This window comes from Rhodococcus sp. GXMU-t2271, from assembly GCF_041414735.1.
Lineage (GTDB): Bacteria > Actinomycetota > Actinomycetes > Mycobacteriales > Mycobacteriaceae > Rhodococcus > Rhodococcus indonesiensis.
Genome location: NZ_JAUIZP010000043.1, coordinates 40,090 through 60,131 on the forward strand (window position 1 = coordinate 40,090; position 20,042 = coordinate 60,131).

At 69.7% G+C, this 20,042-nt stretch carries 22 protein-coding genes, 1 tRNA gene and 1 other RNA gene; 13 read left to right on the forward strand and 11 right to left on the reverse strand.

The features are described from left to right. Positions 1-9: 9 nt before the first annotated feature. Complete coding sequence (locus QYS60_RS16370; protein WP_054372973.1) at positions 10-660, reverse strand: YoaK family protein; 651 nt, start codon at positions 658-660, stop codon at positions 10-12. A 133-nt stretch (positions 661-793) separates the two neighbouring features. Between QYS60_RS16370 and QYS60_RS16375 the strand changes: the two genes are divergently transcribed. After that, complete coding sequence (locus QYS60_RS16375) at positions 794-1,807, forward strand: DUF1524 domain-containing protein (protein ID WP_371383665.1); 1,014 nt, start codon at positions 794-796, stop codon at positions 1,805-1,807. Positions 1,808-1,980: 173 nt separating this feature from the next. Here QYS60_RS16375 and QYS60_RS16380 read toward each other — a convergent pair. After that, positions 1,981-2,068: transfer RNA gene (locus tag QYS60_RS16380), tRNA-Ser, on the reverse strand. 117 nt (positions 2,069-2,185) lie between these two features. Here QYS60_RS16380 and ffs point away from each other — a divergent pair. The 4 genes from ffs to QYS60_RS16400 all read left to right on the forward strand — a co-directional run bounded on the left by ffs (position 2,186) and on the right by QYS60_RS16400 (position 5,399). Continuing rightward, an RNA gene (ffs, locus tag QYS60_RS16385) (signal recognition particle sRNA small type) lies at positions 2,186-2,280 on the forward strand. 49 nt (positions 2,281-2,329) lie between these two features. Further along, positions 2,330-3,619 (forward strand): aminotransferase class I/II-fold pyridoxal phosphate-dependent enzyme, encoded by a 1,290-nt coding sequence (locus tag QYS60_RS16390; RefSeq protein WP_371383666.1) that lies wholly within the window; start codon positions 2,330-2,332, stop codon positions 3,617-3,619. 371 nt (positions 3,620-3,990) lie between these two features. Beyond that, positions 3,991-4,734, forward strand: a complete 744-nt coding sequence (locus tag QYS60_RS16395; RefSeq protein WP_371383667.1) for an SGNH/GDSL hydrolase family protein — start codon at positions 3,991-3,993, stop codon at positions 4,732-4,734. Positions 4,735-4,943: 209 nt separating this feature from the next. Next, positions 4,944-5,399 (forward strand): DUF6098 family protein, encoded by a 456-nt coding sequence (locus QYS60_RS16400; protein ID WP_040782546.1) that lies wholly within the window; start codon positions 4,944-4,946, stop codon positions 5,397-5,399. Positions 5,400-5,428: 29 nt separating this feature from the next. Here QYS60_RS16400 and QYS60_RS16405 read toward each other — a convergent pair whose 3' ends face one another. Both QYS60_RS16405 and QYS60_RS16410 read right to left on the reverse strand, forming a co-directional pair. Then, complete coding sequence (locus QYS60_RS16405; RefSeq protein ID WP_289377979.1) at positions 5,429-6,313, reverse strand: M56 family metallopeptidase; 885 nt, start codon at positions 6,311-6,313, stop codon at positions 5,429-5,431. Further along, positions 6,310-6,831, reverse strand: coding sequence for a BlaI/MecI/CopY family transcriptional regulator (locus tag QYS60_RS16410; RefSeq protein ID WP_235157344.1), 522 nt, complete (start codon positions 6,829-6,831; stop codon positions 6,310-6,312). The genes QYS60_RS16405 and QYS60_RS16410 overlap by 4 nt, the downstream gene beginning before the upstream one ends. On the opposite strand from QYS60_RS16410, the gene QYS60_RS16415 reads away from it, so the two are divergent. The 3 genes from QYS60_RS16415 to QYS60_RS16425 all read left to right on the forward strand — a co-directional run bounded on the left by QYS60_RS16415 (position 6,787) and on the right by QYS60_RS16425 (position 8,728). Then, positions 6,787-7,278: a DUF2231 domain-containing protein gene (locus tag QYS60_RS16415; RefSeq protein ID WP_003936875.1), complete on the forward strand. Its 492-nt coding sequence runs from the start codon at positions 6,787-6,789 to the stop codon at positions 7,276-7,278. The genes QYS60_RS16410 and QYS60_RS16415 overlap by 45 nt on opposite strands. 144 nt (positions 7,279-7,422) lie before the next feature. After that, the gene (locus QYS60_RS16420; protein WP_371383668.1) at positions 7,423-8,112 is read left to right on the forward strand and encodes a ZIP family metal transporter; all 690 of its coding nucleotides are present in this window, start codon (positions 7,423-7,425) and stop codon (positions 8,110-8,112) included. Between the two features lie 40 nt (positions 8,113-8,152). Then, positions 8,153-8,728: an HhH-GPD-type base excision DNA repair protein gene (locus tag QYS60_RS16425; protein ID WP_371383669.1), complete on the forward strand. Its 576-nt coding sequence runs from the start codon at positions 8,153-8,155 to the stop codon at positions 8,726-8,728. 39 nt (positions 8,729-8,767) lie between these two features. Here the strand turns inward: QYS60_RS16425 and QYS60_RS16430 are convergent, their stop codons facing one another. The 4 genes from QYS60_RS16430 to QYS60_RS16445 form a co-directional block, all read right to left on the reverse strand. Then, positions 8,768-8,950 carry a hypothetical protein gene (locus QYS60_RS16430; protein ID WP_371383670.1) on the reverse strand — a complete coding sequence of 61 codons (183 nt, stop codon included), beginning with the start codon at positions 8,948-8,950 and terminating at the stop codon, positions 8,768-8,770. A 218-nt stretch (positions 8,951-9,168) separates the two neighbouring features. Beyond that, on the reverse strand, positions 9,169-9,447 hold the full coding sequence (locus QYS60_RS16435; RefSeq protein ID WP_003936871.1) for a GlsB/YeaQ/YmgE family stress response membrane protein: 279 nt from the start codon (positions 9,445-9,447) through the stop codon (positions 9,169-9,171). Positions 9,448-9,598: 151 nt separating this feature from the next. Further along, entirely contained in the window at positions 9,599-9,874 is a 276-nt protein-coding gene (locus tag QYS60_RS16440; RefSeq protein ID WP_003936870.1) for a DUF4193 family protein, read from the reverse strand. 174 nt (positions 9,875-10,048) lie between these two features. Then, positions 10,049-11,170: a beta-mannosidase gene (locus QYS60_RS16445; protein WP_371383720.1), complete on the reverse strand. Its 1,122-nt coding sequence runs from the start codon at positions 11,168-11,170 to the stop codon at positions 10,049-10,051. A gap of 306 nt (positions 11,171-11,476) precedes the next feature. Between QYS60_RS16445 and QYS60_RS16450 the strand changes: the two genes are divergently transcribed. Then, entirely contained in the window at positions 11,477-11,806 is a 330-nt protein-coding gene (locus QYS60_RS16450; RefSeq protein ID WP_371383671.1) for a hypothetical protein, read from the forward strand. Positions 11,807-11,902: 96 nt separating this feature from the next. Then, the gene (locus QYS60_RS16455; protein ID WP_371383672.1) at positions 11,903-12,244 is read left to right on the forward strand and encodes a YciI family protein; all 342 of its coding nucleotides are present in this window, start codon (positions 11,903-11,905) and stop codon (positions 12,242-12,244) included. A gap of 111 nt (positions 12,245-12,355) precedes the next feature. On the opposite strand, the gene QYS60_RS16460 is transcribed toward QYS60_RS16455, so the two are convergent. Further along, positions 12,356-13,150, reverse strand: a complete 795-nt coding sequence (locus QYS60_RS16460) for an SDR family NAD(P)-dependent oxidoreductase (protein ID WP_371383673.1) — start codon at positions 13,148-13,150, stop codon at positions 12,356-12,358. A gap of 74 nt (positions 13,151-13,224) precedes the next feature. On the opposite strand from QYS60_RS16460, the gene QYS60_RS16465 reads away from it, so the two are divergent. The 3 genes from QYS60_RS16465 (at position 13,225) to QYS60_RS16475 (ending at position 17,807) form a co-directional block, all read left to right on the forward strand. After that, entirely contained in the window at positions 13,225-15,438 is a 2,214-nt protein-coding gene (locus QYS60_RS16465) for a DNA polymerase III subunit gamma and tau (protein ID WP_371383674.1), read from the forward strand. A 147-nt stretch (positions 15,439-15,585) separates the two neighbouring features. Then, positions 15,586-17,001, forward strand: a complete 1,416-nt coding sequence (locus QYS60_RS16470; RefSeq protein ID WP_054372953.1) for an amidase — start codon at positions 15,586-15,588, stop codon at positions 16,999-17,001. 92 nt (positions 17,002-17,093) lie between these two features. Then, positions 17,094-17,807: a response regulator transcription factor gene (locus tag QYS60_RS16475; RefSeq protein WP_371383675.1), complete on the forward strand. Its 714-nt coding sequence runs from the start codon at positions 17,094-17,096 to the stop codon at positions 17,805-17,807. A 46-nt stretch (positions 17,808-17,853) separates the two neighbouring features. On the opposite strand, the gene QYS60_RS16480 is transcribed toward QYS60_RS16475, so the two are convergent. After that, on the reverse strand, positions 17,854-18,609 hold the full coding sequence (locus QYS60_RS16480) for an IclR family transcriptional regulator (RefSeq protein ID WP_054372950.1): 756 nt from the start codon (positions 18,607-18,609) through the stop codon (positions 17,854-17,856). Next, positions 18,606-20,027: an APC family permease gene (locus QYS60_RS16485; RefSeq protein WP_371383676.1), complete on the reverse strand. Its 1,422-nt coding sequence runs from the start codon at positions 20,025-20,027 to the stop codon at positions 18,606-18,608. Before QYS60_RS16485 ends, QYS60_RS16480 begins: the two co-directional genes overlap by 4 nt. Between the last annotated feature and the right edge of the window lie 15 nt (positions 20,028-20,042).

The following is a 20,042-nucleotide window of genomic DNA, read 5'->3' on the forward strand; positions in this document are numbered from 1 at the left end:
CGGCTTCCGCTACGGCCGGTAGGGCAGGTGCCGCACCGCGAGGGTGAGCGCGACGGCGACCGCGGCGGCGATCCACAGGGCGTGCAGTCCGAGCATCCGATGCGCCGCGGCGCCGCCGACGGCGCCGGTCACCAGTCCCAGCCACAGGCCCAGGTACGGCAGCCAGGTCCAGCGGGGGCCGCCGAACATCGCGGCGGCGAGCCGCTGCCCGATCTTGACGAGCGCCCCGGTCATGTACGTCAGGGCCACGCTCACCTCACCGTCGCGCTGGAACACCGAGTTCTCCACACCCATGGCGAGGGTCATCGCCACCACCGCGACGGGCGTCCAGCCCGCGGTGTGGGCGAGCGCACCGAGCAGCAGGAGCGCGGAGACCGTGGCGAGTACGGCGGTCTTGCGGGCGCGACGGCTGCGGTCGGACAGTTGCGCGACCACCCCACCGAGGACGACGCCGACGAGGAAGAGTCCGATGACACCGGCGGTGAGTGCGGCCGGACCCCAGGCGCCCTCGGCCAGGCCGACGCTCAGCCGGGTGGAGTTCCCGCTCATGAACGACACGAACACACCGCCGAGGGTGATGAACCCGAGTGCGTCGACGAACCCGGCGAGGCCCGACAGCGCGACGGCGAGGGCCGTGAGTTGTCTGCCGTATCCGACCACGGACGAATCGTAATCAATCCGTGCTGTTACCTCTGGTAACGAAAGGGATGTCCGGTGCGACCTCCCGGAGACGCCCTTCCGTCCCCCGCGGAGGGTGCTGCCGTGCCGCATCCCGTCCCCAGGAGTACCCAGCGTGTTCGCTTCACCGTCCCGCCCGTCCCCGAATCGCCGCACACCGGGATGGAGCGCCGGACTCGCTGCGGCCGCCCTGCTGCTGACCGGATGCGCCACGGCGACGGACACCGGCACCCGGTCCCACGCGCCCACCGTCGCCGCGACCCCGACGGTGACGACCACCCCGGCACCGGCTCCTGCGGCCTCGCCGACCCACCTCCCGGCGGACGCGTCCGCCACGTCGGCGCTGGCCACGCTCGCGACCCTGCCGATCAAGGGCCGAGCGCCCAAGACCGGCTACGACCGTGAGCTCTTCGGTCCGGCGTGGAGCGACGACGTCGACGTCGACGGCGGCCACAACGGCTGCGACACCCGCAACGACATCCTGCGGCGCGATCTGGTCGACATCACCTACAAGACCGCCACCCGGGACTGCGTCGTCCTCTTCGGCACCCTCCACGACGCCTACACCGGCACGACCATCGACTTCCGTCGCGGCCAGGACACCTCCGCCGACGTGCAGATCGATCACGTCGTCGCACTGTCGGACGCGTGGCAGAAGGGTGCCCAGCAGCTCGACGAGCAGACCCGCGCGAACTTCGCCAACGATCCCCGCAACCTGCAGGCCGTCGACGGTGCTGCCAATCAGCAGAAGGGCGACGGCGACGCCGCGACCTGGCTGCCGCCGAACCGGTCGTACCGGTGCACGTACGTCGCGCGCCAGATCGAGGTCAAGGCCCTCTACCGGTTGTGGGTGACCCAGGCCGAGCACGACGCGATGGTCCGCGTCCTCGCCGGGTGCGGTGCCGCCGCCCCGGAACCTGCGCCTGCCGCGACCACGGTGCCGGAACCGGTCCCGTCGGTAGCCCCGGAACCGGTCCCGTCGGTAGCCCCGGAGCCGGCTCCGGCCCCCGCCGTGGCGTACCGCAACTGCGCCGAGGCGCGGGCCGCGGGCGCGGCGCCGCTGTACGCCGGTCAGCCCGGGTACAGCGAGAAGATGGACGGCGACGGCGACGGCGTCGCCTGCGAGTGAGCTGGTGTAGACAGCCGCGCCTCGTTCAGCCGTCCGCACCCGCAATTGCGGCAGCGGACGACTGCGGACGGCGCGGCTGTGTGCCCGACGGACCGTGTGCACGACGAACTGTGTGCCCCTCGAACGGGCAACGGCCCGTGATCGGTGTTTCCACTGATCACGGGCCGTTGCCGTGGCGGAGGATAGGGGATTTGAACCCCTGAGGGCGTTAACCCAACCCGCGTTCCAGGCGAGCGCCATAGGCCACTAGGCGAATCCTCCGTGGGGAAGCATACCGAATACGACCTGGTAGATGCCAAACGGGGAGGTCGCCGCGGGTTTCGGAGGGGCGCAACAGGGTCGATTCACGGTCGCAGGCGATGTGTGTCTACACTGGCCGATGGATCCCGCGCGGCGCGCATCCTGTGAACTCCCCCAGGGCCGGAAGGCAGCAAGGGTCAACGGGCTCTGCCGGGTGCGCGGGGTCCCCTAGCTTCCGATGCCGATGCCCGTGCCGTTGGGCGCGGTGAAAGGTCCTTCCGCATGCCTACCCAAACCCAGATTGGGTTGATGAGCCATGAGGAACTCGTCGCAGAGCACGAGCGCCAGTCCCACAACTACGCGCGACTCGAAGCCGAGAAGCTGACGCTGGACCTGACTCGCGGCAAGCCGTCCCCCGAGCAGCTCGACCTCTCCGCGGAGTTGCTGTCGCTGCCCGGGGCCGACGACTACCGCGACGCGTCCGGTACCGACTGCCGCAACTACGGCGGCCTGCGCGGCCTGCCCGAACTGCGCGCCATCTTCGGTGAGCTCCTGAACATCCCCACCGAGAACCTGATCGCCGGCAACAACGCCAGCCTCGAGATCATGCACGACCTGATCGTCGCGTCGCTGCTGCACGGCACGGTGGATTCGCCGCGCCCGTGGTCCCAGGAGCCTGTCGTCCGGTTCCTGTGCCCCGCGCCCGGCTACGACCGGCACTTCGCGATCACCGAGTCGTACGGGATCGAGATGATCCCGGTGCCCATGCGCGACGACGGACCGGACATGGCGAAGGTCGCTGCGCTCGTCGGCTCGGACCCGCAGATCAAGGGCATGTGGGCGGTTCCCACCTACTCGAATCCGACCGGTGCCGTGTATTCCGAGCGCGTCGCCCGCGAGCTGGCGTCGATGCCGACCGCCGCGCCGGACTTCCGGATCTTCTGGGACAACGCCTACGCCGTGCATCCTCTGGTCGAGGAAGCGGCTCCCGCCCTGGACATCCTGAGCATGGCGGCCGAGGCCGGTCATCCGAACCGCATGTTCGTCCTCGCCTCGACATCCAAGATCACCTTCGCCGGCGCCGGCGTCAGCTTCTTCGGCAGCTCGGCCGAGAACCTGGCGTGGTACGAGAAGTTCCTCGGCATCAAGACCATCGGTCCGGACAAGGTGAACCAGCTGCGTCACCTGCGCTTCTTCGGCGACGCCGACGGGGTGCGGGCACATATGGCCAAGCACCGCGACCTGCTCGCGCCGAAGTTCGCGCTCGTGCTGAAGATCCTCGAGGACCGGCTCGGGTCGTCGAAGGTGGCGTCCTGGACCGAGCCGAAGGGCGGCTACTTCATCAGCCTCGACGTGGTGGAAGGCACCGCCAAGCGGGTCATCTCCCTCGCGAAGAACGCGGGGATCGCGCTGACGGCGGCGGGCTCGGCGTTCCCGTACAAGAACGACCCCGACGACAAGAACATCCGGCTCGCCCCGAGCTTCCCGTCGCTGGACGAACTCGCCACCGCCATGGACGGCGTGGCGACGTGCGTGTTGCTCGCGGCGACCGAGAAGGCCCTCGGGAAGTAGCCGGCGAGTAGTTCTGTCCCTCGGCCCCGGCTGTCACACGACGGCCGGGGCCGAGCATATCCACCACCTGTGGACAACCCTGTGGACAACTCGGGTCGGCGGCGACCTCCGCCGTCACGACCCGGATGTCCCGATGTTCTCGGCCGAATGTCACACCAGTTCGGACACATCGAACGTATGTCACATTCGGCCGGAGGTAGCGTCCACATTCGGCCGGAGGCAGCGTCCTCGACGTCGCGACCGGTCCTTACCCTGGACTCGTGGACCGGGCGACGAGACGAGCGTGCCGGTCGCTCGTGGCAGCGACGGCGGGCGTTCTCGTCGCGGCTGCGTGCGGTTCGGTCGATGCTCCGGGTACGACGCCGGAGCCGGTGCCGGCTGTTCGACCGTCGGTGGCCGCGTCGGCTCCGTCCGCGTTGCTCGTCGGTCTCGGGGATTCGATCCCGGCAGCGAGCAACTGCGACGAGTGCGCCTCGTTCGTCGACCTCTTCGGAGAGCACCTGTCGACCGGCGGCGACGGGACGGCCGTCGAGGTCACCAATCTCGGTGTGGGCGGGTGGACCAGCGCGGACCTGCTCGACGCGCTCACAGACGGTCGTCCCGAGGCCGCCCTGACCAGTGCCGCCGATGTCGTCACCGTCACGATCGGCGCCAACAACTTCTACGCCGTGCTCGACACCTATCTGGACGGGGAGTGCGGTGGCGACGACGGGCTCGGATGTTTCGCCGATTCCCTCCCCGCTCTCGAGGACACCCTCACGGCTGTGCTCGATAGGATCTCGGAGCTCACCGAGGGCCGGTCCACAGTGCTCGTGACGGGCTACTGGAACGTCTTCCCCGACGGAGACGTGGCCCGCCGGCTCTACGGGCCGCAATTCGTCGGCGACAGTGCAGTGCTCACCGGGCGTGCCGACGACGTCATCGCGGCCGTGGCCCGGGACCGGGGAGCCATCTACGTGGATCTGCTCACGGCCTTCAAGGGTCCCGCGGGTGACGTGGATCCCACGGCGTTGCTCACCGACGACGGTGACCATCCCAATCAGATCGGGCACCGACGGATCGCCGACGCACTGGAATCGGCATTCACCCCGTCGGACCCTGTCCGGGCACACTGATCGGAGGACACGATCGCCTACGAACCGGGAACAGCGCACAGGAAAGCGGGTATCCGGACAGCGTCCGCGAAGGGACCCGTCGACGGAGGGAGCCACCATCGCCAGGATGCAGAACCCGGAACGCGCGAAGTATCGGTACAGATTTCCTGCGCAGGTCGCCGGATCCTCGCTGACGGGACCTGCGGTCATCCGACGGACCGGGGTCGTCGATGAGGCCACGGGAGGAGATGTATCCGGATCCGGACGACATGCAGGTGATCGCGAGCCTCGATCAGCTCGCTGCACTTGTCGCCGGCGATCCGCTCATCTATCTGCGCTGTTCCCCAGGACCGGCGGCGGACGCCGCGGACGGCCCCACACGCGATGTTGAAGGCAACGTCACCCTCCCGGGTTGGGCTGTCCTGCCCATCGCCCCTGAGCCGTGGTGGCGCCGACCCGTCGAGGACTGGGTGGCGCGGCGGCTGCACAGGTACGCCACGCGGGACGCGGCCGTCGGGTGCTTCCTGTGGTTGCTCAAGGGAACGATGGTCGGACGTGGACCCGACCAGGAACCGCTGGTGATCGACATCCAGCCGCACGCGCGGCTCAGTCCGAGGGTGCTGCGGGAAGCGGAGCAGAGGTATCACGAACGGTTCGACGTGCAGGCGGATGCCGCAGAACGGTGAGGGATGAACGACCGGCGTCGTTCGCTCCGTTACCGCTGCAGAACGAGGTGGGGTGTCTCGTGTTCCGGGACGATCACGTCCTGGACCACGTCCGTTGTCCGCAGAGCGGAGAACGACACCAGCGCGATCGCCACGATCAGCATCGCGGCAATCGGGCGAGCCCACGGTAGTTTCGGTGGATCGACCAGTGCGCGCACGCGTTCGACGACGTCGCCGCCCGCCACGGAAAGGGTGGTGGACGAATGAGCTTCGAGGGAGCGGCTTCTCGCAAGGGCTGCGGAGGCGACGGCCTGGGCGGCCGTGCGACGACCGTCGGTGGCGGCCTCCTCGTCGGCCCATCGCTCCGCGGCCCTGCGGACGACGTCGGGAACCGGTCGCAGCAGCGGATGGAGAACGGCCGCCGTCTCGGCGATCTGGATCCAGCGGGAATGGTGGTGCCTCAGGTGGGCGCGCTCGTGTGCCAGCAACACGGCCAGTTCACCCTCCGTGAGAGCCGACTTCATGGCCGTCGTCAGGACGATCCCGCCCCGTCGCCCGGGGACGGAGTACGCGTCGGCGACAGGGCTCCGGGCGAGGAGGTAGCCGTCCGGCCGGGCGAGGTTTCGGCAGAACCGGGTTGCGGCGCGAAGACTCTTCCCGACGTGCCAGAGGTGCCGCAGACCTGCGCCGACGGCCCACAGCGCGGCGGCGAGGAGGATTGCCGCGACTGCGACGGACGTCGTGCCGGACCGGTACCGGACGAGCGTCAGAGCCACGGCAGTCGCCGACGAGAGCCCTGCCAGAGCACAGAGTGCGGAGAGAATCGGGAGGAGCCGGACCGCCGTCGCCGGGCGTGCCTGTGCCGCGATCCGCTCGGCGCCGACGCCGAGCGCGGCTCCCATCGCGAGTGGTGCGAGGACGACCGGCAATATCACGGTTCGCTGCTCCTCCCGTCCGGCTCGTCGTCTTCGCGTCCGAGCAACCTCAGCAACATCTGCTCGTCGTCGGGTGTCAGTTCCTCGACGAACCGAGCCAGCACGTCCGCCCGGCGGCCGTACTTGTCGAGGAGCCGGTGCATGTCCCGGGCGGCTCGGGCAGCCGGGAGAGTCTCGATCGGTGCGGCGAGCCGATACGCGTAACCTCGTCCGGACGGTGTCCGGTCGACGATCCCTTTGCCGTGCATGCGGGCCAGCGTCGTCATCACGGTGGTGTGCGCAAGTGTTCCCGGCAGCAATTCGTTCACCTTTGCCACTGTGAGCGGCTCGTCCGTGTCGGCGAGGATATCGACGATCTCCCGCTCCAGGGTGCCGCGTAGGCGCCGCGCCATCGGTTTCAGACTCCTCTCAGGCCAGCTTGCTACTATCGAGAAAGTAGTAGATGACCGGTCATCCCTCTCCCGAGGAGCAGCATGTCCCAGATCAACGGACTTCCGGCGCACATACTTCTCGTGCACGCCATCGTAGTGTTGGTGCCGCTCGTGGCGGTCGGAGTCGTGCTCTCCGCCCTGTGGCCCGCTGCCCGGATCCGGCTCGTATGGCCCATTGCGGTACTGGCCACCGCACTGCTCGTTCTGACCCCGCTGACGACCGAGGCCGGCGAGTCGCTGGAGGATCGGGTCGATCGCACCGCACTGCTGCACACCCATGCCGAACTCGGTGACACCATGCCGTTCGTCTCCGCCGCGCTGTTCGTAGCGGTGATACTGGTCGTGGCCCTGCACGTATCAGGCTCGCGTCGGTCGATGTCTGCCGGACGAATGCGGTCTCTGACCGTGGTCACCGCTCTTGTCGCGATCCTCGTCGGGGTCGGCGCGACGGTTCAGGTGTACCGGGTGGGCGACTCCGGTGCGCAGGCTGCGTGGCAGGACCGCGTGGGCATCGCCGCGGGGGAAGCAGAATGACCGCCGGACCCGGGGCGAGTTCACCCTACGTAGGGGCCCCCGCTCCCGATATTCGAATACGCATTGCCGCCCAATAGATTTCGTGAACTACGCACCCGTCGGTGCCGGTCGGGCGGGTGGTACGCACTGCCGTAGAGTGGCACGGTGCTGACAGCTTTGTGGTACGGACTGGGTACTGCGGTGCCGTTGTTCGCCGGTGCCCTGGTCGGGCTTCGGTACGACCTGCCCCGCCCGATGCTCGCGGCGCTGATGGCCTTCGGTGCGGGCGCCATGGTCGCCGCGGTGTCCACCGAACTGTTCGCGCCCGCCTTCGCGGACCAGGGCCTGTGGTCCGCCGGCGGTGCGCTGCTGCTCGGGGCCTCGATGTACGTCGTCGCCGATCGGCTGATCGAGCGCCGGCTCGGCGCCGCCGCCCTGGGGTGGGCGCTCATGCTCGGGGCATTGCTCGACGGCATCCCGGAGAACGCCGCCCTGGGGGTGACGCTCGCCGGCACCGGTGGCGGTGGACTGGTGTTGCTGGTGGCCGTCGCGGTCGGCAACGTGCCGGAGGCCGTGGCCGGTGCCGCGTCGATGCGCTCGAACTTCGATCGGCGGCGAGCCGTGCTCATCTGGGGCACCACGGCGGCACTGCTGGTGCTCGTGGTGGTGCTCGCGACGGTGTATGCCGACTCACTGCCCCCGGCCGGCATCGCACTCGTCCAGGCCTTCGCCGGCGGCGCGACGATTGCGGTCGTCTCCGACTCGTTGATGCCCGAGGTATACCGGGAGGGCGGCTGGTGGGTCGGAATCTCCACGGCCCTCGGATTCCTGGTGGCGTTCGCTTTGGGCGGCTGATCGTCGCGCGGTTCACCCGCCGGATGCGAGGATCGTGAGCATGGCACCGACGTTGAACCTCGTAGGTGATGCCGACGCCGATGCGTTGCTCGCCGCCGACCCGCTCGCCCTGCTCATCGGGATGCTCCTCGATCAGCAGGTGCCGATGGAGACCGCATTCGCGGGACCGAAGAAGCTCGCCGACCGCCTCGGCGGTCTGGACGTGCACCGTATCGCCGAGGCCGATCCGGACGAGTTCGCCGCGATCTGCGCCGGGCCTCCGGCCGTGCACCGGTTCCCCGGATCGATGGCCGAACGGATCCAGGCACTGTGCGCCGAGATCGCGGACCGCTACGACGGCGACGCGGCGGCCCTGTGGACGAGCGGCGACCCCGACGGCCGGGAGGTGCTGAAGCGCCTGAAGGCACTGCCCGGCTACGGCGACCAGAAGGCCCGAATCTTCCTCGCCCTGCTGGGAAAGCAGATCGGAGTGCAGCCCGCGGGGTGGCGGGAAGCCGCAGGGGAGTACGGCGAGGACGGGTCGCGGCGGTCCATCGCCGACGTCGTCGATGCGCAGACCCTGCAGGAGGTCCGGGAGTTCAAGAAGGCCTCGAAGGCGGCCGCGAAGAAGAAGTGAGCCGCACGGCCCGGAGCGGCGGGCTCGTCGGCCGGCGATTCAGGTCTTCTTCCGGGGCGACCGGCGTCGCTTCGGGGCCTGGGTGGGCTCCGGCATGCCTGCCGGCCGCCCGGTCAGTGCCTCGACGACGGCGGCCAGATCCTCCTGGGACAGCTCGTGGGTCTCCTGGGGGGTGCGGCTCCCGGAAGCGGAGCGTGCCTTCGTTGCTGCGGTGTCGTCCATCGGTGTCCCTCTCGTCGCTCGGCCGCGGTTCCGGGTGACCCCTGCGCTCACCGCACGCGCCATCCACCCGGTCAGCATGCCGGAAAAGTCCTCTTTTCGCAGCGTGCGACACCACGACACGCCCGGTGCGGATCCGGCTCGCGCAGCGAAGCGGCCCCCCGTGTCCCGGAACTGGGACGACGGGAGGCCGCTGCGCGTGTGGTGACTGAACTGCGAGATTACCGGCGGGTGACCGGACGGCGACCGGTGACGGCCTTGACCACGAACAGCAGGATCACCGCACCGAGGAGACAGGTGAGGAAGCTGAAGATCAGTCCGCCGCCTGCGACGTCGACGCCGAAGAGCTTGAGCAGGAAGCCACCGAGCAGACCGCCGATGACACCCACGACGATGTTCAGCAGGATGCCCTGCTGCTCGTCGGTCTTCATGATCTTGCTGCCGATCCAGCCGGCGAGGCCGCCGATGATGATCCACCCGATGATTCCGAGTCCGAGCACGCTCCACTTCCCTTCGCTCAGGGACCTTTCCGATCCCCTCCGGTCTTCACCCGCCGTTGCCGGCGTGGTCACGACTACTGTTACCCCGGACGGTCGAGGAATACACCTCAACGGAAAAACGTTCTCGTTCCGTCCTTTCGGCCGAGATCCCTCAGCTGCAGTCCCGGCAGCGCATCGCGCCGTCGTCGGACAGTGCGAGCCGACTGTGGTGGTGGACGAGGAAGCAGCTGTCGCAGACGAACTCGTCGCTGCGCCGGGGTACGACCGGGGCGGTGAGCTCCTCACCGGACAGGTCGGCGCCGGGGAGTTCGAAGAACTCGGCGATGTCGCTGTCGTCGGGTTCCACGGTCTCGGTCACCGCCGGGAGCGTGGGGGTGGTCAGCTCGTCCGTGTCGAGCTCTTTGCGGGTGTCGTAGTCGAGTGTCATGACCCCTCCTGTGCTGGCCGCGAATACCTGTCGGTGTCACCTTCCGGCGGGTGCCGGTGAGGGCGACGCCGGGCCGTGATCGCCCTCCTTTACCCGGGCCGGGGCGATGCCAAACCATGTCGGTGAGCCGGGAAGACCGGCCGACCGTACGGGGTGCTGTCGCGCGGTGGCCGGTCAGCCGGTGGCCGGGGTCGACCCGGCGGCGTTCCCGGTGGTTCCGAACTGTTCGATCACGCCCCACAATTCGTCGTCGGGGCCGACGTCGTACGTGCAGGAGTCCGGCCGGGGGTCGGGCACGAAAGCCCAGATGAGCGCCCCGGCGGTGCCGGCTGCCTTCTGTCCCGCGATCTTCGTGGCGATGTGCTCGGCGCGGTCGGCCGTGGCGCCGCACCAGCCCGCCAGCTCGCCGATCTCCGCGACCAGGAGTGGTTTGCCGATCTGCTGGGCCTGGGCGATGCGGCGTGCCAGACCGTTCCACTGGTCACCCGGAAGCGGGACCGCGTCGGCGCCGTAGTCGTGGTACTGGACGACGTCCACCCACGGCGACGAGCCGACCGTCGCGTACTCGTCGCCCTGGGTACCGCACTGCCCGCCGCCGGTGAACCCCGCGGTGATCAGGGTGCGCGGATCGAGGGTGCGAACCTGTGCTCCCGCGACGTCGAAGAACCCGCGCAGGACGGCTGCCGCGTCCGAAGGGCACTGCCGCAGCCACCACGAGCAGGCGGCGTCGGTGCACACGCTGGTCTCGGGTTCGCCGACGAGTTCCCATGCGGCCAGTGCAGGGGAGTCCTTCCATCGCGTCACCGCCGTGGTCACCCAGTCCCGGAAGCTCAGGACCGCGCGCTCGTGAGCGACCGGTTCCGTCCATCCGTCCAGATACCACTGCCGGTCCTTGAACACCTCGTCCTCGCACGCGCCGTCCTGGGCGGCGAGGACCGGGATCACGAGTTGGCCGTGGGCCTCGGCCGCGGCGAACACGGCGTCGAGCGGGCCGAAATCGAGTTCGCCGGTGAACCGGTCGACGGCCAGAGCCTGGAACGCGTTGAAGCGGGTGAGTGAATGTGGTGGCAGGGCACCGAAGTAGGCATCCAGATCGACCATGGCGCCGCAGCCCCAGTTCACCGCCCAGTTCGTGCCCAGCTGGTAGGCGTTGAAGCCGGTCGGCCACCAGGGCTGCCCGTCGAGCCGCAGCGCCGTGCCGTCGGTGGTGACCCGCGCGCCCGGATCCGGATCGGCGGTGGCGGTGCCGGTGGTGCCGAATGTCGCGGCAAGGGCCACCAGGGCCGCCGCCCACACCTTCGCCGTCCTCCCCGAGCGCATGAAGGAACTGTACTGGCGCGGAGCCGGATCGGTGACCGGAGCGAGCAGAGTCGGCAGCGTTAGCACTCGCCGTCGGTGAGTGCTAATCTTTGCTGCGTAGCAGCCGGACCGAGGGGTGAGGTCGATACGAGATGTCGTGCGTCGTATCCGTCCCCTCGCGCCGAGCGTCGGTCACCGTGCCGTCGCAGATCTTGGAATTCTTGTCCTGCAGAAGGTTCCGTACGGCTCTGCCTCCGGTTGCTGCATTCCGTTCCGCCATCTCCGACGAGGATTCGAAAGACCATGTCCGTCCTGCAGACTCCCTTCCGCTCCGGGCCGCACCGTTCCCGTCTCGGTTTCCCCGCACTGTCGAGGCTGCGTGAGACAGTCGGGGACAAGGGCGCAGATCTGGCCCTGATGCTCGGCGCCCTCTCGATCGTGACCTTCTGGACGTTCGGCTTCGGCATTCTGCTCGGTGCGGCCGCCGTCGGGACCGGCATCGCCGCCACCCGGCGGCCCACCGTGTTCACCGATGAAGCGAAGTCTCTCGATGCGCTCGTCGGCATGCTCACCGGCATCTTCGGAATCCTCGCGGGCGTGGTGTTCCTCAGCTGGGCGCTGCCCCATCTCTGACACCTGCCACGACGGGGGCGGGCGAGCGAGTCTCGTACGCAGCGGTGCCCGCATCGGCGAGGATGGGTCCGATCCCGGGAAGTAGGAGCCGACGCGATGACGAAGTACCTGATCTCGTTCCCGAGTGGCGCCATGGTCGTTCCCGACGAGGAAATGCAGGCAGTGTCGGATGCGGCGCACGCCGTGGTGGGGGAGGCGAAGGACGCCGGCGTCTGGGTGTTCGGCGGGGGAATCGACGAGAGCGTTCCGCCGGTCCTGGTCGACGGGGACGGCACGGTGACCGAGGGCACGTACCCGCAGACGACGCAGATCCGAGGCGGCTACGCGGTCCTGGAGTTGCCTTCCCGTGAGGCCGCACTGGAATGGGCCGCGAAGCTCGCGGTCGCGTGCCGCTGCGCGCAGGAGGTGCGCGCGTTCGGGTACGACCCCGCCAGCTGACGGGGAGCGGCGCGGCATCGCGATGCTCGCCCGCGACCACCGTGCCGTGATCTGCCTCGCGGCAACCCCGATCGAGACCGCCCCGTTCGAGACCGCCTCGATCGACACGGCCTACCGAGGCGCGGACGCCGGCTTGGCCATGAAGCGGTGGAGGAAGGCCTTCACCGAATCCGGCATCACCGCCGCCGTGACCGCCATGGTCTTGGACATGGGCGAACTGGCCACCACCTTCCGCTTGCCCGCGCGCATCGCCTCGTACCCCTTGCGCGCGACCTTCGCCGGATCGTCCTTCGGCCCGCGAGCGATCGGCGCGTCCGCCATCTCGGCCTTGCGGAAGAACGGAGTGTCGGTCGCGCCCGGCATCAGCGCGGTGACGGTGACCCCCGTCCCGCGCAGTTCCTCGTGCAGTCCCTCGGAGAACGACTGCAGGAACGACTTGGAGGCGTTGTAGACCACCTGATACGGCCCCGGCATCTCCGAGACCACCGACGAGGTGATCAGCACGCGGCCGGCGCCGCGCTCGGTCATACCGTCGAGAACGTACTTGGCCAGGTGCACGGTCGAGCGCACGTTGACGTCCACCACCTCGAGCTGGTCGTCGAGGCCGGTGTCGACGAACAAGCCGCCCTGTCCGGTGCCGGCGTTGAGCGCCGCGGCGGCCAGCGGCCGGCCGGTGGCGGTCACGGCGGTGCACACCTCCTCCACGCCGGCCGCGGTCCGTAGGTCGGCGCGCACCGGAATCGTGGCGGCGCCGGTGGCGGCGAGTGTGCGGGTGGCGTCGTCGAGCGCATCGGAGTGGGCCACCAGGATGAGGTCGTAGCCGTCCCGGCCGAACAGTTGGGCGAGTTCCAGGCCGATTCCGCTCGACGCTCCGGTCACCAGGGCCAACGGTCTTGTTTCGGTCATGGCCGTCGGATACCCGCATCGCTTCGTCGCAACCACACGGTCGGTCTGTCGGTCGGCGCCGGTAGTCTCGGCGCGTGGCCCTCTACCGTAAGTACCGACCGGCGACCTTTGCCGAGGTGGTGGGTCAGGAGCACGTCACCGAGCCCCTGAGCATCGCCCTCGACGCCGGCCGCATCAATCACGCGTATCTGTTCTCGGGCCCGCGCGGCTGCGGCAAGACTTCCTCGGCCCGGATCCTGGCGCGCTCGCTGAACTGCGCGGCGGGTCCCACGTCGGCGCCGTGCGGGACGTGCCGGTCTTGTGAGGCGCTCGGTCCCGGCGGTGGCGGCAACCTCGACGTCATCGAACTCGACGCTGCGAGCCACGGCGGCGTCGACGACACCCGCGAACTGCGCGACCGCGCCTTCTACGCCCCGGCCGAGTCGCGGTACCGCATCTTCATCGTGGACGAGGCGCACATGGTCACCACGCAGGGCTTCAACGCCCTGCTCAAGATCGTCGAGGAGCCACCGGAGCACCTGATCTTCGTGTTCGCCACGACCGAGCCGGAGAAGGTGCTGCCGACGATCCGCTCGCGCACCCACCACTATCCGTTCCGGTTGCTGCCGCCCCCCGTCATGCGCGGGCTGCTCGAGAAGATCTGCACGCAGGAGAACGTGCCGGTCGAGGACGCCGTCTACCCGCTGGTGATCCGTGCGGGCGGGGGCTCGCCCCGCGACTCGCTGTCCGTGATGGACCAGCTGCTCGCCGGGGCCGGCGAGGAGGGTGTGACCTACGGCCGGGCACTCGCGCTGCTCGGGGTCACCGACGTCGCTCTCATCGACGAGGCCGTGGACGCCCTCGCCGCCGGCGACGGGGCGGGTCTGTTCGGAACCGTCGAGAAGGTGATGGACGCCGGTCACGACCCGCGGCGGTTCGCGGTCGACCTGCTCGAGCGGCTCCGTGATCTCATCCTGATGCGGTCGGTGCCCGACGCCGCCGAACGCGGTCTCGTCGACGCGCCGGGTGACGTGCTCGAGCGGATGCGGGAGGAAGCCGACCGGATCGGTCCCGCCACTCTGACCCGGTACGCGGAGATCGTGCACTCCGGCCTGGGCGAGATGCGCGGGGCCACGGCGCCGCGTCTGCTCCTCGAGGTGATGTGCGCGCGGATGCTGCTGCCGGCCGCGTCCGATTCGGAATCGGCTGTGCTGCAACGTCTCGAGCGTCTCGAAAGCGGGATCGCGGCAGCGCCGACGGGCGCCGTTGCGCAGGGCGCCGTTCCCCCGGGCGCTGCATCGCCGAGCGCCGCGCCGCGGGCGGTCCCGCCGGCCGCGCCCGCGCCGATCGCGCCCGACGAGCCGGCCGCCAGGTTCCAGCGTCCTTCCCAGCGACGGGCCGCGCCCGCGCCCGCTGCCGTCGCCGAGTCCGCGCCTGTCGCCGAGTCCGCGCCTGTCGCCGAGCCCGCGTCTGTCGCCGAGCCCGCGGCCGAGCCGGTCCCGGCGCCACCGTCGGTTCCCGCCGCGCCGGCACCCGAACCGGAGCCGGCACCGCACCCCGTCGTGCGGGAACCGGAACCGAGCGAGCCGGAACCCCGACCGCAGCCCGTGCCGGCTCCTGGGCCACAGCCGGCGCCGGAATCCGAACCGGCGCCCGCCGCTGCCGCCGGTCCCGACGCCGCGGCCGTCCGCGCGGTGTGGTCCGAGGTCCGCAGCAAGGTCCGCGAGCGCAGCCGCACCGTCGAGGTCATGCTGTCCGGTGCCACGGTCCGCAGCGTGGACGCGGGCCGCATCGTCCTCGGCCACGATTCCGCGCCGCTGGTCAAGCGGCTGGTCGAACCGCGCAACTCCGCGGTGATCGCGGACGCCCTGCGGGCGGTGTTCGGGGTGGACTTCGAGGTGACCTGCGTCCAGGGTGCTGCGACACCCCCCGCCGCTGCGAAAGCGACCCCGGCACAGTCGGCGTCGCGCGCCTCCGGCCAGCCGCGGTTCTCCCGGCCCAGCCAGACACGGCAGACCCAGCCCGCTCCGCAATCGGGTGCGACGTCTCCGGCCGCCACCCCGGCTCCGCCGCGTCCCGAGGTCGACGACATCCCACCGCCCGAGGCGCCCGACTATCCGGACGACCCCGGCCCCGAGCCCGGCTACGAGCCGCCGCGGATCAGCCCCGCCGACGTCACCCCCGAGGACGAAGAGGAGATGTTCGCCGAGGCCGCCACCCCGGTCGATCCGACGACGCGGCGGGAACCGGAGGACGTGGCGATCGAGTTGCTGCAGGACATCCTGGGAGCGAAGAAGATCAGCGAATGATCGTGTCCGGTCCGGTGCCGCACCGGCGTCCGGGCCGGTAGGGCGCACCGGCCGGTCCGAAATATCGGTAAGTTGACCGATTGTCGGCGGGATCACCGGGTTCCTATGGTCGAGCCACCTCGACCGGACCGATCCACGGAGACGACCATGACCGACAACCTTTCCTGGCTCACTGCAACCGAACTCGCGAACAACGTTCGCCGGGGACAGATCAGCGCGAGCGAAGTCGCGGAGCACTTCGTGGGGCGCGTGGAGAGCGTCAACCCGGCGATCAACGCGATCGTCGACTTCGATCGCGAACAGGTCCTGTCCGATGCGCGCGCACTGGACGAGAAGCTCGTCGGCGGTGAGTCCGTCGGCCCCCTGCACGGAGTGCCCTTCACGATCAAGGACCTGACGGCCGTGGCGGGCCGGCCCCTGACGTTCGGCATGGTGCCCATGAAGGACAGCATCGCCGACCACGACGCGGTGATCGTCCGGCGGCTCAAGGCCGCAGGCGGTCTCTACCTGGGCAAGACCAACACGCCGGAGAGCGGCTACTACGGCGGCACGGACAACCACCTGTTCGGTCCCACTCACAACCCGTGGAAGCGCGGATACAGCGCGGGAGGTTCCAGCGGTGGCGCTGCTGCCGCCGTCGCAGCCGGTCTCGGCCCGCTGGCCGAAGGCAGCGACGGGGCAGGATCGGTGCGCATCCCCGCGTCTCTCTGTGGCGTGGTCGGTCTCAAGCCCTCGACCGGACGGGTGCCGCAGACCATCCTGGCCGGTCGCTTCTATCACTGGGCCTACCACGGTCCGATCACCCGCACAGTCGAGGACAACGCCCTCATGCTCGGTGTCGTCGCCGGCCCGGACGAATCCGATCCGCTCAGTCTCCCGGCCTCGGACACCGACTACGTCGCCGAAACGACGAAGGACATCACCGGGTGGCGCATCGCGTGGTCGCCCGACCTGGGTTTCGCGACGGTCGACCCGGAGGTGGCGGCGATCTGCGCGGAGGCCGTCCGGGTGTTCGAGGACCTCGGAGCCCGGGTAGAGGAGGCGACACCCGGCTGGGGAGACCCGGAAGAAGCTATGTGGCACGGCATCTGGGTTCCCGGCTTCGCGGCCGAACACGACATGCTCGACTGGGACGAGTGGCAGGGTCAGGTGGACGACAATCTCGTCGAACTGATGCGTGAGGGGGAGCGTCTCACGGGCGTCGACGTCGGGCGGGCAGACCTGTTCCGTGGCCGGATGTGGGATACGTTCTCGGCGTTCATGCAGAACTACGACCTGCTGGTCTCGCCCACGTTGTGTGAAGCGGCTCATCCGCTGGGGCAGTTCGCTCCCGACCGGCTGGCGGGGGCGTCGCTGCGCTCGCAACTGCTCGGCTGGCTGATGACCTATCCGTACAACATGCTGACCACCCCGGCCGTCACCGTCCCCGCCGGATTCACCTCGGACGGACGTCCGGTCGGCCTGCAGATCGCGGGACGGCTGCACGCCGACGCCGCGGTCCTGCGCGCAGCGGCGAACTTCGAACGCGCTCGCCCCTGGTCGCATCGGGTCCCGGAACTGTGACAGGACGGACGAGCGCCCGCACGAACCGGAACGTATCTGTCCGATAACAGGATTCGACTCCGCTGGACACGGGATTCGACTATCGTCGAGCGATGGTCGAACCCGTGTTCAGTGGACTGGTCTCGGTGTTGCTGGGAGAGAACGCCGTCGATCGCATGACCGGGCTCACCCGGTACATGACGGATCAGCTCGGCTGCGCGGCGGCGGCCGTGACCCGCGTGGCCGGCGGGCGGCACGCGGTGGTGGCCAGCCGTGGATACGACGACCGCACCCTGGACTACCTGGTCACCGATTTCGTCGACCGGGACCCGGGCATGCAGGCGGTTCGGGCCGAGCCCTCCGCGGTACTGACCTGGCGCGACATCCCGTCGTATCGCGAGACCTACTCGGTGCGCGAAGTGTTCGTTCCCGCCGGATTCTCCGAAGGCACCTCCGTCGTCCTGACGTCTCCCACCGGGGTCGCAGTGGGTGCGCTGCACGTCAGTGTGACGCGTGATTCGGTGCCCTCCGGGGTCAAGACGACACTGAGCGATGCCCGGCAGTACGCCGCCTGGTCGGTGGACACTCTGACGCGACAGGAAGCGGTCGCCCTCACGCCACGGGAGCACGAGGTTCTCGAACTCGTGATCGCCGGCCTGTCCAACCGTGAGATCGCGCAGCAGATGCAGCTCTCGCGCAGCACCGTCAACACTCACGTAGAGCATCTGCTGCGAAAACTCGATGCCCCCAACCGGGTCGGCGCGGTGGTCCGAGCGGTGCGGCTCGGTCTGGTGTCGAACCGGGATGCGTGGGTGCAGTCCACGTAGCAGGCCGTTCCGAGCCGGCAGCGGGCTCGTCGGGTGTGCCCTTCCTTCAGGTGAGCAGGGGCACGAGTTGCTGCGCGTGCTCGCGGAGCGACTCGAGGTGGCGCGTCATCAGATGCTGGTGGTCGATGCTGCCGGACAGGACCAGGCCCGCAACCAGGGTGCCTGCGGCGGACCGGACGGGGACGGCGAGACACGCGCAGTCGTCGCGCAGTTCGCCGAGCTGGGTGGCGAAGCCCCGGTCGCGGATCTCCGCGAGGTGACGGAGCAGGTCGCTGCGCACGACGATCGTGCGACCGGTGAATGCCTGGAGGTCCCACCGCGGGAGGACCGCGTCGAGGTCGTTCTTCTCGGCGAGCAGGAGCTTGCCGACGGCGCTCGCATGGAGGTGCCGAGTCAGGACCGCCTCGTCCGTGCGGGGCGGATACTCGGGGTCGGCGTCCGCGAGGCGGAGCGCCGTGTCGGTGTAGTAGTACAGGTGGACGCCGAAGCGGACGGTCAGCCGAAGCTCGGTCAGCAGGGTGCGTGCGGCCGTGCAGACGGTCGGGACGACGGCCGCGTCGACGAGTACGCCGATCTTGCGCCCCAGGGCGAAGCCGGACAGATCGGGCAGCCGGACGACGTAGCCTTCGCCGGCGAGCAGGTTCAGGAGCCGATAGGTCGTCGCCGGCGGCAGGGACAGGTGTGCTGCGATGTCCTTGGCGGTGACGCCGGGGCCCGCCCGGGCCACTTCCTCGAGGACCCGCAGGGCGCTGATCACGGCCTTCGGCTGACGGCCCGACAGGGTTCCGTCGACGGGGCTCACCGCTGCACCTGCCAGGGGCGGTGCCGGCCGAGTAGATCGTCGGCCACGGTCTCGTCGTAGACGCCTATCCGGTCCGCGACGCCCGGGTCCCGATGCACCCGCACCGCGAGCAGCAGAGCCCCGAGGAGCATCAGGACCGCGTACACGGCGGTCATCGCGCCCGCCACGTAGATCCTCGACGCGGCAGCCCACACGATCAGCGCCACCAGGCAGACGGCGGTGACCGCGCCGACGATCAGCGGCATCCGGGTCAGCTCGCCGATCCGGTGCAGGAATGCGGGCGTAGCGACACAGACGAGGATGTAGGCGAGGACGTACCCGTGCGCCGAGAGGGCCAGCAACCCGATCAGGACGTCGCGGGTCGAGCCCGTCGCGATCAGAAACACCACGGGCACGACCACGACGACAGGCATCGCGACGATCAGGGCGACGTGCGGCGTGCGGAACCGGGCGTGGGCCCGGCCGACGATCGCCGGGGCGACACCCTCACGGCCCATCGCGAACAGGGTGCGCGACAGCGCGGTGGTGGAACCCATGACGCATGCGAACCACGACGCGGTGATCCCGAGTTCCATCACGACCGCCAGCACCGCCGAACCGCTCCCGGCAGTGTCCGGGAGGGTGAGCACGATCCGCAGGGAGCCGACTCCCTCCCTCGCGGACTCGGGGGACTGCATCGCTGCGGCGAACACGTAGAGCGCCGCGAGCACGATCGGCGTCCACCGGATCGCGCGCGGCACGCTGATCAGCGGGTTGTGGGCCTCACGGGCCACCGTTCCGGCGCTCTCGAAACCGACGAACGAGGTGATCGCCAGCAGGAGCGCGAAACCGATCGCGGATTCCGAACCGGTCCCCCTCGGAGCCGAGGGGGACGCGCCGTCCCGGACGGCCACGACGAACGCGATCACCAGGACGACCGAGGCAGCGACGATGGCGAATGCCTCGACGCCCAGCATGATCCGGGCGGAGAGCTGGACGCCGCGCACCATCAGCAGCAGTGCGACCACCCCGACGATTCCGGCGAGCACCGCGCTCGTCGCCGCTCCGGCGGACAACCCGACCCGTTCGAGCAGCGACGCCAGATAGCTCGCGGCGCCCACCGTGCTGGCCATGGCGGCGGCCGCGTACCCGATCAGCAGCGACCATCCCCCGGCAAAGCCGAGGCGGGGACCGAGTCCCTTCACCGTGTAGCTGTACAGGCCACTGACCGCGACCATGCGGGCGGCGAACTGCCCGATGCAGTAGCCGACGGCCGCCATCAGGACGGCCGCCGTGACGAACACCGGGATCGCGGCGCGCCCGGCTTCGGGGATCACGAGAGCCGGCAGGGTGACCATCACCGCCGAGGGGGCGACGGCCGAGACGGACTGGGCCAGTACCTCGACGAAGGTCAGGCGTCCGCGCTCGAGGCCCGCCACCGGCGACGTCCCTCT

Excerpts from the sequence above, each read along its gene's own strand:
- QYS60_RS16475 (WP_371383675.1), top strand. The coding sequence starts at position 17,094 with ATGGTCGAACCCGTGTTCAGTGGACTGGTCTCGGTGTTGCTGGGAGAG.
- QYS60_RS16455 (WP_371383672.1), top strand. The coding sequence starts at position 11,903 with ATGACGAAGTACCTGATCTCGTTCCCGAGTGGCGCCATGGTCGTTCCC.
- QYS60_RS16460 (WP_371383673.1), bottom strand. The coding sequence starts at position 13,150 with ATGACCGAAACAAGACCGTTGGCCCTGGTGACCGGAGCGTCGAGCGGA.
- QYS60_RS16470 (WP_054372953.1), top strand. The coding sequence starts at position 15,586 with ATGACCGACAACCTTTCCTGGCTCACTGCAACCGAACTCGCGAACAAC.
- QYS60_RS16425 (WP_371383669.1), top strand. The coding sequence starts at position 8,153 with ATGGCACCGACGTTGAACCTCGTAGGTGATGCCGACGCCGATGCGTTG.
- QYS60_RS16415 (WP_003936875.1), top strand. The coding sequence starts at position 6,787 with ATGTCCCAGATCAACGGACTTCCGGCGCACATACTTCTCGTGCACGCC.
- QYS60_RS16390 (WP_371383666.1), top strand. The coding sequence starts at position 2,330 with ATGCCTACCCAAACCCAGATTGGGTTGATGAGCCATGAGGAACTCGTC.
- QYS60_RS16430 (WP_371383670.1), bottom strand. The coding sequence starts at position 8,950 with ATGGACGACACCGCAGCAACGAAGGCACGCTCCGCTTCCGGGAGCCGC.
- QYS60_RS16440 (WP_003936870.1), bottom strand. The coding sequence starts at position 9,874 with ATGACACTCGACTACGACACCCGCAAAGAGCTCGACACGGACGAGCTG.
- QYS60_RS16400 (WP_040782546.1), top strand. The coding sequence starts at position 4,944 with ATGAGGCCACGGGAGGAGATGTATCCGGATCCGGACGACATGCAGGTG.
- QYS60_RS16450 (WP_371383671.1), top strand. The coding sequence starts at position 11,477 with ATGTCCGTCCTGCAGACTCCCTTCCGCTCCGGGCCGCACCGTTCCCGT.